The 17,263-nt window shown below is 64.0% G+C and carries 21 protein-coding genes; 10 read left to right on the forward strand and 11 right to left on the reverse strand.

What is annotated here, in order from left to right; all coding sequences use genetic code 11:
- Positions 1–20: 20 nt before the first annotated feature.
- The 11 genes from PO605_RS08630 to PO605_RS08680 form a co-directional block, all read right to left on the reverse strand.
- Positions 21–965, reverse strand: a complete 945-nt coding sequence (locus PO605_RS08630; protein WP_034368389.1) for a S49 family peptidase — start codon at positions 963–965, stop codon at positions 21–23.
- Entirely contained in the window at positions 962–2,263 is a 1,302-nt protein-coding gene (locus tag PO605_RS08635; protein ID WP_272206287.1) for a phage portal protein, read from the reverse strand. The genes PO605_RS08630 and PO605_RS08635 overlap by 4 nt, the downstream gene beginning before the upstream one ends.
- 9 nt (positions 2,264–2,272) lie before the next feature.
- Complete coding sequence (locus PO605_RS08640; RefSeq protein WP_034368385.1) at positions 2,273–2,485, reverse strand: hypothetical protein; 213 nt, start codon at positions 2,483–2,485, stop codon at positions 2,273–2,275.
- Complete coding sequence (locus PO605_RS08645; protein ID WP_272206288.1) at positions 2,482–4,242, reverse strand: terminase large subunit; 1,761 nt, start codon at positions 4,240–4,242, stop codon at positions 2,482–2,484. The genes PO605_RS08640 and PO605_RS08645 overlap by 4 nt, the downstream gene beginning before the upstream one ends.
- A 7-nt stretch (positions 4,243–4,249) precedes the next feature.
- Entirely contained in the window at positions 4,250–4,780 is a 531-nt protein-coding gene (locus tag PO605_RS08650) for a P27 family phage terminase small subunit (RefSeq protein WP_034368384.1), read from the reverse strand.
- Positions 4,781–4,878: 98 nt separating this feature from the next.
- On the reverse strand, positions 4,879–5,304 hold the full coding sequence (locus tag PO605_RS08655; RefSeq protein WP_034368381.1) for an HNH endonuclease: 426 nt from the start codon (positions 5,302–5,304) through the stop codon (positions 4,879–4,881).
- 119 nt (positions 5,305–5,423) lie between these two features.
- The gene (locus PO605_RS08660; protein WP_034368378.1) at positions 5,424–5,861 is read right to left on the reverse strand and encodes a hypothetical protein; all 438 of its coding nucleotides are present in this window, start codon (positions 5,859–5,861) and stop codon (positions 5,424–5,426) included.
- A gap of 2 nt (positions 5,862–5,863) precedes the next feature.
- The gene (locus PO605_RS08665; RefSeq protein ID WP_046988315.1) at positions 5,864–6,100 is read right to left on the reverse strand and encodes a hypothetical protein; all 237 of its coding nucleotides are present in this window, start codon (positions 6,098–6,100) and stop codon (positions 5,864–5,866) included.
- 498 nt (positions 6,101–6,598) lie between these two features.
- Positions 6,599–9,328, reverse strand: coding sequence for a VapE domain-containing protein (locus PO605_RS08670; protein WP_046988303.1), 2,730 nt, complete (start codon positions 9,326–9,328; stop codon positions 6,599–6,601).
- A gap of 366 nt (positions 9,329–9,694) precedes the next feature.
- Positions 9,695–10,219 (reverse strand): hypothetical protein, encoded by a 525-nt coding sequence (locus tag PO605_RS08675; protein WP_046988304.1) that lies wholly within the window; start codon positions 10,217–10,219, stop codon positions 9,695–9,697.
- A 198-nt stretch (positions 10,220–10,417) separates the two neighbouring features.
- Positions 10,418–10,654 carry a hypothetical protein gene (locus PO605_RS08680; RefSeq protein WP_046988305.1) on the reverse strand — a complete coding sequence of 79 codons (237 nt, stop codon included), beginning with the start codon at positions 10,652–10,654 and terminating at the stop codon, positions 10,418–10,420.
- 30 nt (positions 10,655–10,684) lie between these two features.
- On the opposite strand from PO605_RS08680, the gene PO605_RS08685 reads away from it, so the two are divergent.
- From PO605_RS08685 to PO605_RS08730, 10 genes are all read left to right on the forward strand, one after another.
- Positions 10,685–11,200 (forward strand): helix-turn-helix domain-containing protein, encoded by a 516-nt coding sequence (locus PO605_RS08685; RefSeq protein WP_272206289.1) that lies wholly within the window; start codon positions 10,685–10,687, stop codon positions 11,198–11,200.
- A 911-nt stretch (positions 11,201–12,111) separates the two neighbouring features.
- Complete coding sequence (locus PO605_RS08690) at positions 12,112–12,243, forward strand: hypothetical protein (RefSeq protein WP_272206290.1); 132 nt, start codon at positions 12,112–12,114, stop codon at positions 12,241–12,243.
- On the forward strand, positions 12,240–12,374 hold the full coding sequence (locus tag PO605_RS08695; RefSeq protein ID WP_272206291.1) for a hypothetical protein: 135 nt from the start codon (positions 12,240–12,242) through the stop codon (positions 12,372–12,374). Before PO605_RS08690 ends, PO605_RS08695 begins: the two co-directional genes overlap by 4 nt.
- Positions 12,365–12,703: a hypothetical protein gene (locus tag PO605_RS08700; RefSeq protein WP_272206292.1), complete on the forward strand. Its 339-nt coding sequence runs from the start codon at positions 12,365–12,367 to the stop codon at positions 12,701–12,703. Before PO605_RS08695 ends, PO605_RS08700 begins: the two co-directional genes overlap by 10 nt.
- A complete protein-coding gene (locus tag PO605_RS08705; protein WP_046988306.1) occupies positions 12,696–13,025 on the forward strand; it encodes a hypothetical protein in 330 nt (109 codons plus the stop codon). The genes PO605_RS08700 and PO605_RS08705 overlap by 8 nt, the downstream gene beginning before the upstream one ends.
- Complete coding sequence (locus tag PO605_RS08710) at positions 13,022–15,541, forward strand: ParB/RepB/Spo0J family partition protein (RefSeq protein WP_272206293.1); 2,520 nt, start codon at positions 13,022–13,024, stop codon at positions 15,539–15,541. The genes PO605_RS08705 and PO605_RS08710 overlap by 4 nt, the downstream gene beginning before the upstream one ends.
- Complete coding sequence (locus PO605_RS08715) at positions 15,538–16,146, forward strand: hypothetical protein (RefSeq protein WP_272206294.1); 609 nt, start codon at positions 15,538–15,540, stop codon at positions 16,144–16,146. Before PO605_RS08710 ends, PO605_RS08715 begins: the two co-directional genes overlap by 4 nt.
- Positions 16,137–16,433 (forward strand): ogr/Delta-like zinc finger family protein, encoded by a 297-nt coding sequence (locus PO605_RS08720; protein ID WP_046988308.1) that lies wholly within the window; start codon positions 16,137–16,139, stop codon positions 16,431–16,433. Before PO605_RS08715 ends, PO605_RS08720 begins: the two co-directional genes overlap by 10 nt.
- Positions 16,430–16,957 (forward strand): hypothetical protein, encoded by a 528-nt coding sequence (locus tag PO605_RS08725; RefSeq protein WP_046988309.1) that lies wholly within the window; start codon positions 16,430–16,432, stop codon positions 16,955–16,957. Before PO605_RS08720 ends, PO605_RS08725 begins: the two co-directional genes overlap by 4 nt.
- Positions 16,954–17,220 (forward strand): hypothetical protein, encoded by a 267-nt coding sequence (locus PO605_RS08730; RefSeq protein ID WP_046988310.1) that lies wholly within the window; start codon positions 16,954–16,956, stop codon positions 17,218–17,220. Before PO605_RS08725 ends, PO605_RS08730 begins: the two co-directional genes overlap by 4 nt.
- Positions 17,221–17,263: the final 43 nt, after the last annotated feature.

Below are 17,263 nucleotides of genomic sequence, written 5' to 3' on the forward strand. Positions count from 1 at the left end.
CGGGACTGCCGCGAACGCGGTCAGAGGGTGGCCTGCACAGCGGCCGCCTTGGCGCGCAGTGCGAGGGATGAGGAGTTCCGGCGCGTGGCGGCAACATCGCGCACCAGGCCGTCCAGGGCCTGCTGGGCCGTGCCCATGCGGTCTGCCAGGCCGGCATCGATGGCGCGCTGGCCGCGATACAGCCTCGCCTGCGTGTCGATCACGGCCTGCACGGACATGCCCCGATAGGTGGCCACGTCCTGGGTGAACAGCTGATAGGACTCGTTGACCAGATCCTGCAGCGTCTGCAGCGACTGCTCGGACAGCGGCTCATGCGATGTGAGATCGTTTTTGTGCGCACCGGCAAACACCGTGGTGACTTTGATGCCCATCTGCTCTTCGCGCTTGGATGTGTCGTAGTGCGAGGCGATCACCCCGATGCTGCCCGTGCCGCTGGTGCGGCTCAGTACCACCTCTGTGCATGCACTGGCGATCAGGTAGGCGGCGCTGTATGCGTTGTGGTTGACGATGGCCGTGATGGGCTTGGCTTGGGACATCTCGCGGATGTCGGCCGCGACCTCGAAGGCGCCGACGGCATGGCCGCCGTTGCTGTCCACGTCCAGCACGATGCGCTTGACGGCAGGATCATCGACGGCCGCGCTGATGTCGCGGCGCAGCTGCTCATAGCTGGTCATGCGCTCGCACATGTCCATGTGGGCGTTGCGGCTCACAAGGATGCCATGCACGGGCACCACGGCAACGCCGGTGCGCTCGCGGCTGTCGCCGCTGCGCATCGGCGGGCCGCCCTCATCATCGTCGCCATAGTCGGCGCGCGGCGTTGCCACTGCCGGCGCCGCTGCACCGATGTTGATGATGTTGAGCTGCAGGGACTGATTGGCCCAGCGCACACCCAGGTCCAGCAGTTCGGGGGTCGCCAGCAGCGGCTGATTGAACAGCATGTTGGTCAGCAGGAGATGGCGTTTCATTGCTCCAGTGCCTTTTCTACGTTGCGCATCTCGCTTTCCAGCGCGATGCGGGTTGCTTTTTCCTGTTCGCTGCCTGGTGCACCCAACGCACCGGGCTGGCCCTTGCCCATGGCCGTCATGTTCAGCGGCTGCAGGTAGATGTCACCACCGGCGACGGGCGGCATGTTCTCCAGCCGACGGATGTCGTTGACCGACAGCCAGCCCCACTGCCGGCCGATGGCATAGGCCTCATACCGGCTTTTCTGGTCGCCGCGCAGCAGGCCGGACAGGTTGAATTCGACGTAGTAGCGGCGCCGGTCCTGCGGCAGGATCAGATCCCGCGTCATGGCCTGCTCGTGCCGCTTGGCCCAGGCCAGCAGGCAGAAGGCCACGAACTGGATGAGCAGCTGCTCGATCGTGTTGTAGTTGGCCTTTTCCAGGTCATTGACCATGGGCAAGGGAACCTTGTAGATGCGCGCCACATCCACGCCCGACAGTTTGAGAATGGCCGCCACGTCCGCATCCACGTTGTTCATGGAAACGGGCTTGAAGGTCATGCCCTCCTGCAGCAGCGCGACCTTTTTGGCGTTGTCGATACCGCCGAACTTGTTGCCCCACTGGTCCACGATGCGATCAATGCTTTTCTGGTCCTTGATCGCCGCCGCTTCCTTGGGCCGCTCGATGACACCGGAGACCGTGGCACCGTTGGCAAAGGACTTGCCCGTGTACTGCCGGATCGCCTGCGCCAGGCCCACGGACTCCGCATGCAATTGCACTGGGGACAGGCCCGTATAACCATTGAGCGAGGCCCAGCGCACATGGTGCACAAGGCGCATGGGCAGCGGGTCAGGGATACCGGCTACCCGGTAATAGGGCAGCATGTCCGGCCCCTTGAGCACGGTCACCTTGGCCGTATCCAGCGGCCACAGGGCCATGACGTTGCCATCATCGCGCCGCTCGATAAAGCTGTAGCTGTTGCCCCGCAGGCCTGCGTTCATCTGCGACAGCTCGATGCGGTCATAGGGCGTCTGCATTTCGTTCGGGGCGAAGCGCAGCACGTCATAGGCTGGATGGCTGGTGGCCGACTTGCGGCCGCCGTCCTCCGTGCGCTCGTACAACTCGGCAGGGCAGGACGCCAGGCTCTCGGCCAGCAGCGTGACGCAGTTTTGCAGGATGGGCAGGGCGAGTGCAGATTCGGGCGTGACCCGTACCCCTGCGCTGCTGCTGCCGGCTGCGCCCAGCAGCCCCTGCCAGAAGCTGCCCGAGCTGTTGACCAGGGTGCCATCCGCGCTGCTGGCCAGGACATCAGAAAAAAACATGGTGATCCTTTATGGTGCGGATGGTGGAGGCTGCATGCGCCGCGAAGCGTTCTCTTCCCGGCGCTTCACAACCGCCGCCACTTTGTCCAGCAGCCAGCCGTAGCCAAGCAGGCAAAGCCCAGCGAAGCACAGGGCCGAGGGGATATGCATCAGGGCGATGCCCGCGACCACCAGCCCGAAGCCGACCAGGCCGCACACCGCCGACAAAATCCTGTAGCTCATATACCTATCCCTTCTTCCTCGTAGATCGATGGGCCGCTGATTTGCGAGCCCTTGCCGCTGACTCCCACGGCCATCACAGCGCCCACCACACCGTCAATCCGGCCGACAGACTTGGACTTATCGACCTTGCGGTTATTGGATGGGTCATGTGTCACGACTGCATTGGCCGCGTTCCAGGTCAGGACCGGATTACCGTCGTGACGCAGCCGCTCGATGACTTCCAGGGCCTCGGCCATCTCGTCGACCTCATCCCCTTCTGCCGGCACCATGCCCAGCAGCCGGCGCTCGAATTCATCGACCGCCGGCCCCATGGATTGATAGCCCTGGCCGAAGCCCACCAGCTCGGGCAGCGTGATGCCGTTGTCGGCCATCAGCTGCATCAGATCCTCGATGCGCCAACGGTCATAGGCGATCTTCTGGATCTCGAAGGCTTCGCAGATCTGCACCAGGCGGCGCAGCACGAAGAGCCGGCTCACGGCGCGGCCCGGCGTGGTTTCAAGCCACCCCTCATCGATCCATTGCTGGTAGGGCACCTTGTCGCGTTTCTCCCGCTCGTCCAGCGCGTGATCCGGTATCCAGAAATAGGCCATCAGCCGCCAGAACGGGTCCTCTGCGGTTGGGTAAAACAGAATCACAAAGGCCGTCAGGTCGGTGGTGCTGGACAAGTCCAGACCCGCCACGGCGCGTCGGCCGCGCAGCAAGCGCATGGGCACGGTCTCGCGCGCCTCTTCCCAGATATCCCAGTCGAGCCACGGCGACTCGGCCTGCGTCCATTTGCAGAAATTCAGCCGCAGCACCTTCGCCAGCTTGGCCGGCATGCCGCGCGCGCTCTGCACCTGTGCCCGCAGGTACTGATAGCCCGGGATGCCCTCGCGCTGGCCCGGCAGGCGAAACCGCAGCGACGGGTTGACCTTGGGCCAGCAGCGTTCGTCCCTGGTCGGATCGTCCCCCTTGTCCAGCGAGCAGATGAACCCGAAGAAACGGTCGTCCTCTGCCTTGCCGGTGCACACGTCTGCACCGTAGTCGTGGTACTGGCCGCAGGGCGTGTTCTTGTCGCTGCCGCTGTTGGTGATCATGATCACCATCGCGCGCAGCCGGTTCTTGGTGCCGGCGATCATCATGTCCACCACGGTGGCCGTCTTGTGCTCATGCACCTCATCGATCAGCCCGACATGCGGACGCGGACCCGACTGCCCCTCATCGGCAGCGATGGTCTTGAAAAAGCTGTTGGTCTCGGCGTAGAACAGGTTCCACACCTTTTCGTCGCGGCCCGACTGCACCAGGCGCGAGGCCAGGGCCGGCGACTGGTTGACCATGGCCACCGCATCGCGGAACAGGATCTGCGCCTGGTCCTTTTTCGTCGCGGCAGCGTAGATTTCAGCGCGCTGCTCCTTGTCCGCCGTCAGGCCATAGAGTCCGATGCCTGCGACCAGCGGGCTTTTGCCCGAGCCCTTGCCTGTCTCAATGTAGACCACGCGAAAGCGCCGGTATCCATCGGCCATGTACCAGCCGTAAAGGCTGCCCACGATGAAAGCCTGCCAGGGCGCCAGCACGAAGGGCTTGCCCTCGAACTGGCCGCCGTTGAGTTTGAGGACATCCTCAAAAAAACCAATGGCACGGTCTGCCGCGCCCTGGTCCCAGATCAGCCCGCGCTTGTGGCCGGCCTTGAGGTCCTGCAGATGGCGCTTGCACGCCGCACGCACCAGCGGCCCCGCGATGATTCGCCCCTGCAGCACGCGCCGGGCGTACTTGCGCACGCGGCAGTCACCTGCTGAAGTAGCGTTCGACTGCGTCCTTTTCGTCATTGCCGAACAGCTCCCCTTGCGGTGTACCTTGTGCTTTCATGCTTCGCCGGGCCAGGGGCGACATTCCAAACGCCGCGCCAGCGGCGTTCGCGCGTTTTTCTGCATCGTTCGCCAACTGGCGCCAGACGCTTATCTGCTTGGCGCCCGTCGCGTAGGTCTGCACGTCGCCGGCCTCGGCCTGCGCTGTGTTCTTTTCCACGATGAGGCGGCGAAAGCGCTTCCAGTCGGCCACGGCCTCGCAGTAGGAAGCCAAGGCCATGCCGTCGATGCGGTGCACCCATCCCAGGGTCAGCAGATCGGGCAACACGCGCGCCCACTCTTCACGCGCTTCGGGCGTGAGCACATCGGGCATCTCAGGGGCGCACGCGGCAACCGTGTTTTCTTCCTGCTCGCGCAGCAGCTCAGCGGCTTTTTTTCCGCTCGCGGTCCCACCGGCCAGCGCCAGGAAAGAGGGGCGAGCACTTCGCCCGGAGTTGGCATTTCCCGCCATAGATCCTCCTGTTATCGATACCCCCCCTCCCTTTTTCCCCGCCCATTTTGCGAACGGAGAGAACAGGTCGGTCTAGGGCCAAAAGGGGTAGAACAATTTCACCCCCCCTCCCCCTCGGAGCCGGTGCGTGGACGGTTCCACGGGTGGCGCGGGTCCAGCGGGCGGCCATCAGGCGCGCAGCCTGCGATGCGCCCGGACTTCTCCAGCCGCTGCTTGTCGGAGTCGTGGCAGAGCTTGCACAGCGGCTGCCAATTCGACCGACTCCAAAACAAGCGCTGCGCGGCAGCGATGCGCTCGGGATCGCCCGACTGCTTGGCCTCGCCGAGGCGCGGCGCAATGATGTGGTCCACAACCTGCGCCGGGATCGACTCGCCACGCTTGAGATGGTCCGCACACAGCGGGTTGTCGCGCAGGAACTGGTCACGGCATGCACGCCAAGTGCTGCCATACCCGCGAGACGCTGCAGAACCACGCCGCTCGTCGTGGTCCCTGCGGCTGATCGCCCTGCGCTTGTCCGCTGTCATAGATGCTCCGAGGGGGCAAAAGAAAACCCCACCAAGCTTGCACTTGGCGGGGTTCGGGTTGCCTGCAGTCAGTGGGTTGGGACACCTTCCACAAGTTGCCTGAAATGTACCAGGACTCTCTATGACGTAAAACTATCCGGGCGCGGTTTGACTGCCCAGAGCTGGGCCAGCTTGCGCTCCCGCTCCTGCACCATTGCCACCAGCCATTCATCAATGGCCCGGTCTGCTGCCTCCAGTTGAGCATGCACAGTAGAGGGCGCCCGGCCGATCCGCCTCGCTGTGCCCTGCACTCCCAGGTCTCGCAGGTAGATCAGCTCAAGGGTCTGATGCAGATGCGGCTTGCTGGGCTTGAGGGACTGGACAGCCTTGTCCGTTTCCTCGGCCTCAAGGTGCAGCACGGGTATGACCGACTCCCGCAGCTTGGGCCGCTGCTCGGCACTCGCCATCCAGGCCGCGAGCATGTTCTGCGATGGGAAGCCGAGGCCGTGCCCATCACGTCGCGCACGCCACAAGGCCCAGTTGTCCAGCCGCTGTTTGATTCGCTCGATGCGCGCCATGGTCAGGCCTCCTGCGGCAGTGGGCCGAGCAGGCAGACGAATGCAGGCCGGGCCATCTGCTGCAACAGCTTTGCCGGAGCGTCCAGGCTCGCCCATGCGACGAAGGGCGTGCCTGCCAACTGCTGTCCCTCCATGGCCCAGAAGCAATTGGGGCGGCCTGCCAGCCCCATTCGCACCAAACCCCAGACCCTTTTGTCAGCCGCTGCGGCCTTGCAGATATGCCCGTAGACCCCGGGCATGTTGCTCTTGATGATCTGCTGGCCCCGCTCGATGCGGCGCCTGTCCTCTGCCGTCCACTGCTGCCCATCCGACTTGCTTGCCGGCCCTGCTGATCCTGCTTGTGTCCGAGTGTCCATACTGTCCATCCCAACCTATAGAGATAACGGGTAACCGCCCGAATCCGCGCGAGCGCGCCCGCGCCCCTGCTCGCCAGCCTGTGCCCGCCCGCCGCTGCACAAGCCCGGCCACCCGCCCAACCGCACAGACAATGCAGCGGCTGCAACCCCAGGAAATGGGGAAGTGGTGGCCGATGGTGTCCATAGCAAAACCTTGGACACCCTGGACACTTGGACACTCAGGTCATTGGCGAAGGGCAAGCCATCCCCGCCACCGCTCCGCATCGGGGCCGCATAGCGACCACCGGCCCAGCACTGGGCACGCTGCAGCGAATCACGCCTCCAGCAGCGCATGCGGTGCGGCGCGTTTCAAGCGCTGCCCACATCGAAAAGGGTTGAAGATCAGAACGGCTCATCGACATCCCAGGGCGCCGGCTCAGAAGCAGGCGCAGGGGGCACAGGAGCAGCCCGGTAGACAGCGGGCACAACGGGCGCCGCAGGAGCTGACTCATCAGCTGGCGCGGGCGTGTCCAGACCGCTGGGGCGATCCTCTGGCGGCCAGTTGCGCGGCCGCGCAAAGCCCCAGGCACGCACGCCATGGACCTGCTTTTTCACGCGCTCCCAGCCCTCATGCTTGAGCCAGCCCGTGATCTGTGTTTGCAGGCCGGGCGGCGCCTTGGCGGCATCCACTGCAAGGGCCTGCACCAGTTGGGACATGGTCACGAAATCCGTCGCATGGTTGACCAATGCGCCGATACCTGCCGACTGTGACGGCCGAGTCAGCACATGCAGCAGTTCGCTTTCAACCGCCGTCTCTACCAAGCGGCTGTCCTGCATCGGCTTGAACAACCGCTCCTCCTGCTCGGGCGAAGGAATGTAGGCTTCGCCCTGCAGGTACAGCGCGAAGGCCTCGGCCAGCAGTTGCTCGCGCTTTTCGGCAACCCAATCCGTATTGATGCGATGACGCACGGGCACAGGCCAGAAGCGGCGATTGCCGGTGCGGTCTCGCAGATAGGTGTCCTCGTTGGTGGTGCCCACCAGAACGCACTGCCGGGGAAAGCTTTCCACCGTGGTTCCATAGGCCACCCGGTAGCGGTCCACCTTCGCGGAGATGAAGGCCTTGATCGCGCCCACCTCGGCTTTGCTGAAGTGCGACAGTTCGGCGATCTCATAGACCCAGATGCCCTGCACCTGCTCTTGCGCCTCCTTGCCGCGCCCCACCTCGAAAGCGGTATCGCTGTAGAACTCGCTGCTGGCCAGCACCTCGACGAGGGTCGATTTCCGCAGTCCGCCGGCACCTTCCAGCACGGGGCAATAGTCGTACTTGCATCCCGGCTCCATCACCCGATAGACCATGCCCAGCACCCAATACTTGCTTACAAGTCCCAGGTACTCGAACATTGCCGGCCGCAGCGTATCGGGCGTCTCGCCCAAGGCGTGAATCAGCCACTTGCTCAGCCGAGGCTTGCCATCCCAAGTCAGCCCCGCCAGATACTCGCGGATAGGGTGAAACCGGCGCGTGCTCGCAACGGTCAGCAAACCCTCATCAAGTGCCGCCTTGCTGATGCTGGGCAGTCCGTAGGTGTCGGTCAGCCATTTGCCCAGCAGCAAGGCATCAGCATTGCGCACCTCGCCTGCCCGGGCGTAGGGCCACGGCCACGCCTTGCGGCATTGCACCGTATTGCGCAGCTCGTCATAGCCCAGCACATCGCGCAGTTCTGGCAGCCGCTCAAGGCAGGCAATCACCAGTTTGCGCGAAACGTTCCATCGGGATTTCTCGGCGTCGTAGTAGTACGACATCCATTCGGGGACCATCTTGCTGCCGATGCGGACCATCGGGCCATCATCATCCAGCGGCTCATCGAAGCCGGTGCCGCCGCCTGGTGGCGCATCACCACCGCCGCCCGTGCCAACGGGGGCTTTAGCGCTGCGGACTGGGGCAGCAGGTTCGCCGGGCTCGCTAGTCGCGGCCTCTATGAAAGGCTGCGCCTGGCCGAAGAATTGCAGGACGGTCTCCCCATCCCAGCCATCGGCCTCAATGGCATCTCGCGCATCCCATCCATCTTTGACATCACCGGGCTTGGGGATGGGCAACATGCTCACCGTGCAGCCGTGCGTATCGCGCAGCAGCTTGCCAATGCCCAGCATCGCGGCCATGCCTGGCTGCTTGGGTTCGGGGAGCAGCGACTTGCTGGATTCCAGGGCCTCCCGGGCCTCGTCGTCGCCCTTGACAGACTTTCGCTCGGCTGGGGTCAGCGGCACATGCTTGGCATCGCAGTCAGGCCACAGCAGCACCGTACTGCCAGCGAGCCAGCTCCAATCCGCCCGCTTCCAGGCCTTGGAGCCACCGGGCCATGAGGCAACGCAGTAGATACCTGGCGAGATGGAATCCAGCAACCGCTGCAACACCTCGCCCTTGATTTCCCCTTCGACCAGGATCACAGTCCGGCCCTCGGGCAGGCGATGCGATGGCAGGTACAGCGGGCGCGGCTCATCCCACTGGCGCCAATGCCATTTGCTGGCCCCGTCCTTGGCAGACAGGCAGAACGTGTAAGGCAGCGTGTCCTTGCCGCCGTCGCTTGTCAGGAAGCGCGCCACGTAGCCATGCAAGTCGCCGCCCAGGCGGTACTCTGCCGTGTGGACAAGATCGCTGGCCGTGCGGTGATAGTGCGTGAACGTAGGTGCAGGCGCATAGTCCGGCACGGGCTGCAGCGTGCTCCACTCCGACTCTCGCTCGCGCTTGGGCGACTGCTCAGGCTGCGGGCGCGGATTGGGAACAGACGCAGACTTTCCTGCGCGTGATCCATATTTCACAAGTCCGGCGACATCCTCAAGCCCCTCTTCTTGCGCTACCTGGATTGCGGCCTTGGCAAGGCCCAGCCCGTGGATCTGCGCGTACAGATCCAGCAAATCGCGGCCGCTTTCGCCAGACTGGAAATCGCCCCACATCCCCGTGTTGAGGTTGATGCTGCAACTGCCGCCCTTGCCCCCGGCCAGGCTGGCGCACTTGTACTCATGGCCAACAATCTCGCCCCCTGGCAGCCAGGCCGGCACAAGACGATCAGCCCCCTTGAGCAACGCATCGGCCAGATCCGCAAATTTGATGGGGGGAAGATCCTCACGATCCTGCATAGACACCCCCTTGCGCGCGCAAAACCACACAAGCCGGCGTCCCAACCACCGGCAGCTTGTTCATCGCCATTGACTACCCCCAGGCCCGCAGCGCTTGCGCCAGGTCCACACAACCATCAGAGTCATTCGCTGCTGGCCTATGGGCCACGGGCGCATACAGGGCCACTGGCCGATTGCGGTAGCTCACCCGTCGCTCGCCCACCTTGACCAGTACGCCGGCGCGCCGCATGTTGTCTACGGCACGCCTGCAGGCATCCACGCCCACGCGCGCCGCATCAGCCAGTTCCCGCAAGGTGCAACCACTGCCAGGCGTCGCCAACTGCTCGCATGCCAGGGCCAGCGCCTGGCGAATCTCTCCCGCCGGCCTCATGTGAAGTCCTCCGACCGACCAGCAGCGCGCCGGGCATTGCGGCGCAGGCGCCACAGCAGCTCGATGGTCTGCATGCACTGCGCCTCCAGCTCGTCGCACTCGCGGCCATCAATCAAACCGTCTGCCGTCGCGTTCATCCCAATCGTCGCCAGCGTCCCGTTTTTGGCAGTGATCTGCAGGAGCTTTTCGCGGATCGCTGCAGCCTCGCAGGGCCAGCCACCATCGGGCGGCGGAGGAAGGTGGGCAGCAGCCATCCCGAAGCGGCCATTGAAGGCTTGAAGCCAGCGCAGGGCATCAGGGTCACGCTGATCGACAAGCCACTCCGAGAGCAGCTCAAGCATCTCAGTGCTCAGCGACTCGCCGTCCGTGCCTCGCAGGCGGCGCCGGAGATCCTCGGGATGAATGGACTTTTCGCGGCGGTCCGTCAGGAAAGTGGCCGCTGCCGTCACGCCACCACTGGCGCGGCGGATCGTGTTGTAGAGGATGTCGCGCCAGTCGGCAGCGGAGTAGCGGCGAGTCATGGCCGGTCCCCTTGAATCGTGGAAATTTCAGGATGGCGCCCGCAAACCGTGCCGAAGACACTGCGGGCATGACGAAAAGAAAGACCCACTCCAGCCAGCAACGCAAGCCGCATGCACCTGCCCGCGCATGCAGCACCTTGTCGGGGAAGGAGACGAATCCGGGGCGACGTCGCCGGATTGCTGGAGTAGGGGGAAAAGCTAGGCATTGGCAGCCCCCTCGCCCTCCGCCGCGCCAGTGATGTGGCACTGAAGCGCAGGCGCTCTGTAGATGCTGCGCACGGTCTCAATGCCCGGATTGCGCGTGGTTCCCTGCCGAATCTTCACCAGCGTCGGCACAGGGACGCCGGTCTGCTCAAACACGTCACGAAGATCCCGCTGCCTGAGCTTCAGCAGCAGAGTGCGCACGTCATCAGAACTTGGGATGGAGATAGCCATCCGCCAATCATACCTAATACGGAATGCATCGTGTCAACAAAACATACCGCAAAAGATACGAAATCAAAGATAGGCTCGTTGGAGTCCACACTGGAGTCCGAACGCCACATGCCCGCACACAACAGCAAGCCAGTCCTATGGGGGAACCTGACGACGCTGATGCATCAACAGTTCGGAGGCGAGAACCTCAACAGACTCGCGCGAGAGGCGAAGCTAAGCCCGGCAACAGCAAGCCGAATCAAAGCGATGGAAACGTCTGTGGGGATAGATGTACTCGACCAACTGGCGACTGTGTTCGGCGTCGAACCCTGGCAGTTACTCCACCCTGATTTAGGCAAGAGTGCCAACTTCTCAGGAGCTGCGAGTCCGCTGGCCATGGATTTGGCACGCCAGCTGGATGGGTTACCAGCGGGAGATCAGCAAGAACGGGCATTCATGCTGGCTTCCCAGTTAATGCTACTCGCGAACGGCGGTGCAGACTCAATGCCAGAGCGCGCTCCCGCACCCATTGCGTCGCAAGATCCGACGAAACAAACACCCCTCTGAGCAGGCCTGCATGAACCTGCGTGATCGCGTGGGCCCTCAGCGCGGCCACGCCGTCTGCAGAGCAAACGAGCCCCGCAACGGGGATACGTTTCCCCAGAAAATCCTCGCCCACAGGCGAGGAACTCAGACGCAGTCGCGAAAAATTTAACACCACGCCAGAGCACTGCGAATCACGCATCTCAAGCGGGGCTGTAGCCGCCCAAAGGTCCACCAATCCTCGGACCTCCAGCGCATCGCAAGCACCAATAACGGACAGACAGGACACTCCGTCGCAGCGGACGTGGTACAGCACAGCACCACCTAAACGGCACTCCCCTGCCTTGACTTCAGCCCCCAGATCCATAGTGTCCCCTTGGTGAACTACTGTATATATTAACAGCATCCTGGTAAAACGACGCAACCTGTAGCGCACTTTCATTCCGAATTCGGTTGATTTCTCATTCCGTATTAGATACGATCCCGTCCGACCGCTCCAAATTCGGAGCAAGGAACCCTCAGTCCTCCGGAGGGATTCCATGAACGGAATGGCCCAAGTGGAGGTGGGTCGGATCTAGGAATGGCATGCGAAACACTCCTTCAGCCCCCACGCGGCTCAACCCGAACAGTGCATACGTCTGCACGCAGGCTTCGTGCGTTGCCCTCGGTCACGACAGCTCAAGAAGCAAGGATTTCTGGCGAGACGTGGTAGCACTCTCCCTGCGCGCTGACAGTCCGGAGCGCCGCCCTTCACTCAACCTGGATGCCATGTGCAAGGCTGCAAACGCCCGAGTGCAGCAGGGCATCCTCAGAGCAGCAGGCGCCGCATACATGGCTCTGGATATCCCGCCACCGGACAGCCACCTCATCGACGTGCTGATGTGCATTCCAGGCCTGGCAGGTATCGAGCTGACCGCCGATGCAAGGGGTGAGTGATGACCCTCTACACCGTCACCTGCGGCCGCACGCGCCACACCATCCGCGCGACCGGCGCCGCTGATGCCATCGCCCGCGCAATGGCCCTCTTCGGCCACAGCCACCCCATCAGCGCGAGGGCCGCACGATGAGCCGCCCGCCCATCCAGATGGAAGGCCCATACCTGCCGCGCCGCGTCCGCCGCACTGTGATGCGCTGGCTGGTGCTGGCCCTGTTTGGCGCCCTCATCGTGATCAAGTTCGGGGGCACGCCATGGCTCTGATCCAGATCACCGGCACCCTGGTGCAAGACGTCGAGGTGCGCACGCTGCCCCAGGGCGTGGACAGCACCCCGATGCCCGTGCTTGTCGCCATCTTTGATAGCGACGGCCCCGGCCAACTGCCCGTCAAAGCCGAGCTGGTGTATCCGCCCAACCTGCGGCCGCAAGCCCAGCAATACGCAAAGACGCTCAAGCGCGGCATGCGTGTGTCCGTCACTGCGCCCATCCATCAGATCCGCACAACGCTCGGCCACTGCCAGGCCATCCAGCCGCTGCGCGAAGCCGCTCCTGATCAATCCCAACTGCAACTCCTGGAGGCCGTTCATGGCTAATCCCATCGTGATCGCTGTTTCCCTCGTCGGCCCTGGCGAAGTCCAGATTGAAACCAACCTGCAGGCGCCCCGCCCCGGCGCACCCCTGACTCCCCAGGAGGCCGCAGCGCTGGAACTGGTCCAGCAAGGCGCCAAGCAACCGTCTTGCCGTCGCGTGCTCTTCGACACCGCAAAAGTCGATCCCGACACAGCCGCCTGCGTTGACCTGGTGCGCGAACTATTCAACCCCGAGGGCTTCGCGCACTGCGTCAGCGCCGAGGTGCGCAACGCGGCCCGCCGCGCCTGCGGCATCAAAGGACAGCAGGAGGGCCTTGCAGCATGACCAACGCGAACGAAAACCCGACAGCCGCCCTGCCCACACCCGGCGCGGGCGCCCTGATGCTGCATGTGCCCCTGCAGAGCATTGCACGCAGCCTGCGCAACCCGCGCAAGCACTTCGACCAGGCCAAGCTGCAGGAACTGGCGGACAGCATCAAGGCCACGGGCGTGCATCAGCCCATCCTGCTGCGTCCGCTGCCCGATTCGCGCATTGCCGATGAGCAGGCGTGGGCCAAGGCCGAAAAGCGCGAGCGCGCACAGTATGAGCTGATCGCCGGTGAGCGCCGGTGGCGCGCCAGCCAACTGGCCGGCCTGGCAGAGATTCCCGCGATGATTCGCCCGATGTCCGACGCCGACGCACTGCGCGCGGCCGTGATCGAGAACCTGCAGCGGGCCGACATCACGAAGCTGGAGGAGGCCGAGGGCTACCGCGAACTATTGGACCTCGGCGAGACCACGGCCGAAAAGATTGCCGAGGACGTGGGCAAGAGCAGGACCTATGTGTTCAACGTGCTCAAGATCTTGGATCTGTGCGAGATGGGCCGCGAAATGGTTCGCACCGGCACGATGGACTGGTCAATCGCGCAGACGGTCGCGCGTATCCCCGTCGAATCGTTGCAAACGAAGGCCCTGGAAGAAATCAAGCGCCACGCCGAATATGGTCAGCCATACACAGCACGCGCAGCCCAGGCGATGGTGCAACGTGAATTCATGCTGCGCCTTGATCGCGCCCCGTTTGACCGCAACGACGCACAACTGTGTGCGCGTGCCGGAGCCTGCACCACTTGCAGCTACCGAACCGGCGCCAACCCCGAAGCGTATGCGGATGTGGACAGTGCAGACGTCTGCACAAATCCGCCTTGCTATCACGAAAAAGAAGAGGCTCACACGGCCCAGGTGCGCCAAAAGGCCGTGGATCAGGGCCTGGAGGTCATCGACGGCCGCGCCGCAAAGGAGTTGATTCCGCACGCATACGGCGGCACCGTCAAAGGCTATCTGCGTCTGGACAACGCCTATGACAGCCCCGTCAACGGCAAGACCCTGCGCAAGCTGGTGCACAAAGCACTCGACACCTCGGGCATCAAGCCCACGATGATCATCAACCCGCACGACAAGAAGGAGTTGATTGCCGTTGTCACGAAAGAGCAGGCAGCGGAATTGCTCAAGATCGCAGGCAAGGCCGAGGCCCATCAGAAGCAGCAGGAGGCAAACGAGAGCCAGGCCAAAGCCGATGCACAGGCGGAAAAGAAGGCTGCTGTGGAGGAATACGAACGCGCATGGCGGCGGGAGATAGTCCGCCGGATCGCAGTCCAGAGCAAGAATCCCACCGCTGCGCTGTTGATCGCAAGCCAGCAGATTGCCGCAAGGAGCATAGTCAACACGCTCAACGGCGACGACGCGAAAGAGCTGTGCAAGATGCTGGAACTGGGCAAGGTTGCGCCCAAGGATGCCATGCGCGACCTGGTCGCCGGATCAGCGTCACCAATTGCCGTTGCCGGCCTGGTGCTGGCCCTGCGCGACTCGGCCTATTCGCCGTGGTACTGGGAGCACAACCCCGAGGCCCCGCAAAACCCAAATCTCATGACCATGGCCGAAGCCTGCGGGGTGGACATCGAGGCCGTGAAGGCGGAAACCAAGGCGAACCTGCGTGCAGCCAATGCCCAGGCAAAAGCAGCCGCGAAGCCCTCCGAACCTGCAGACCCGAAGGGCGATCTACCCCTGAACCCCGCTGCGCGCGCTGGCGAGAGTCGCGCGAAGGGCAAAGCCAAAAAATCCCCCGCTGCGCGTGCAAGCGCCGAGCCGAAGACGACTGCCGCCGAAGCCTCGGCCGCTATCGCGGCCGCGCTCCAAGAATCAGGCGCGGCTGCAGCCGCGCAAGGCAACGAGGGGGCGCCTGTCGCTGACGCGCAGGCACCCATTCAAGGTGCGGCTGCCGCCGCACTGTGCGACGACGCAGGCCCAGTCGCAACTGACGCTGCGCAGGGCCTGCCGCCCTCCTCCGCAGCCGCCGAAGTTGACCATGCCGTGCCCCCTGACGTGCAGCAGTCTGCGCCCGCGCAGACTGCCCACGCTGACGATGGCCAGGACAGTGCGGGCGCCGGCACCGGGGCAGCAGATAAAGCAGCCACCAGCCAGGCGCCCGAGTTTCACAGCGGCGACCTGGTGCGCGTCAAGGCTGGCCTCAAGGGACCAACCGGACGCCCCCGCAAAGAGTGCGGCCGCGTGGGCGTAGTGCGCCCTGGCCATCTGTCGTTGATCGTGGAATTCGGCGCCGGCGTAGGCCAGCGCGCAGGCTTCGAGCCCGAGGAACTGGAGCCGTACACGGCAGACCCCATCGTGGGCAAGCGCGTGCGTGTGCTTCGCGCAGGCATGACAGCCCAGCAAGCGGAATTCCTGTGGCGCGAGGGCAAGGTGCTTGGCGCCCGTCCAGACGGCTGGGAAATCGAATTTGCCGGCAAGCCCGGGACCATCGCAAAGACCGCAATTTTTGGCACCGAAGAACTGGAGAGCCTGGCATGAGCACCATCAACATTCCCCGCGAGCCCAATGATGCTCTGCTGCGGCCGTTCATTGGCTGCCCATCGGCCGAACTGCCAGAGGCCTGGGCCGCGATGGTGCGCGTGGCCGAGGGCCAGAACGCTCGCGCCGGGACAGCTCCTGCCGCCCTGCTGACGAAGCCTGCCCGCGTTGGAGGTGGCAGCTTTGGCGTGGGCGTGCCTGAGCACTACGTTATTGAGGCAGCCCAGCGGCTCCATGCCCAAGAGGGCGAACGCTCGGCCATGACGGCCGAAGAATTTGCCGACGAGGAGCGCAAGCGCCGCACGCTGTGGGAGCTGATCCATGGGCCACTGGCAGCAGCATCCCAGGCACCTGCCGTCCCCGCTGTAGATGCACTCAAGGAACTCGATTCCGCCCTGAGCAGTGAGGTCTACCGCGCTTGCGAGGATCTGCCCGAAGGTTGGTCGATCCGCATCGACCTGGAGAACGGCTATGGCGGCGTGGTACTGATAGACCCTGATGGCGAAGAGAACGAACTGCCCGTGGACGGCCTGCTGTCGGACGCTATGCGGGAATCTATCGCCGCAGCCCAGGCAGCAACCAAGGGGAGCCAACCATGCGCATGATGTGCCCCCACTGCAACGAGTTCGCATACACCCGCACCAGCCAGCAGCTGACCAGGACCAGCCGCGAAACCATCTTCCAGTGCCGCAACACGGACTGCGGCCATGTGTTCTCGGCCGTGACGGAGATCAACCGGACGATCAGCCCCAGCGCAATCCCTGACCCTAATGTGATCCTGCCCATGAGCACGCACATCAACCGCCGACTGCTGCAAACGCAGCTGGCCCAGATGCCCAGCGCGCCGCATCGCACGGGCATGCATCCAGTCTTTGGAGCCGACTTGTCATGAGCAGCAGTCGCAAACCCTTCCGCAGCCGCTGGCCCAAGGGCAACCCGCTGCAGGCCATCAACCGGCACGGCACGCACCTGACGACCGCCGAGGTGGCAACGATCATCGACCCCGTGCGCAAGTGCTTCGCACAGATCCGCGCCGGCACGGCTACCGAGCTGCAAGCCACCGTCATGCACACCACTATGCTGATCGCCCAGGAGATCGAGCATGGCGGAATCGTGCGCGGCCTGGCCGAGCACATCGACTCAGCCCGGGCGGCATGCGAAGCCTATTTCGCCAGGAGTGGCGGCGCCGGCACCTGGCGCCCGAGCGCCGTCCACTTCTACGAGCTGGACGCCCTGGCCGTCGCCATCGATCTGCACGTCTACCAGCTGCAGCAGCTGACATCGGCCGAGCTGGATGAGATCAAGCGCAGGGTCATCACCCGCGCCCAGAGCAGCGGCCGAGAAGTGCTGCAGGCAGATACCGATCTGGGCATTACGAGGCCCTACCGCAACAGCAGAAAGGATGCAATCGCATGATCGGCACCCAACCCACAGGAGCCATAAATGGCGTGCAAATCAGTGCCGTGAGCCATGAGGGCCTGAGCGTCAGCATCAACGGCAAGCCCGGGCGCCTCGCCATCATCACCGAGGATGGCCAAGTCATCGCCGCCGGCAAGGATGTGGCGCGCGAGGCCCAAGCCGTCGCGGTGAACTGCTACCGCAATTTCCTGCAGGGCAAAGGTTTCCTGCGCATCCTGAGCAAGCCCATCCAGCCAGGTGCAGCCGATGCTCCCGAGTAGACGCTACACCACCCCAACAAAAAGCCCGCCCGGTTACCCTGGC

It is taken from the genome of Delftia sp. DT-2, assembly GCF_028401915.1.
Classification (GTDB): Bacteria; Pseudomonadota; Gammaproteobacteria; order Burkholderiales; family Burkholderiaceae_C; genus Comamonas; species Comamonas tsuruhatensis.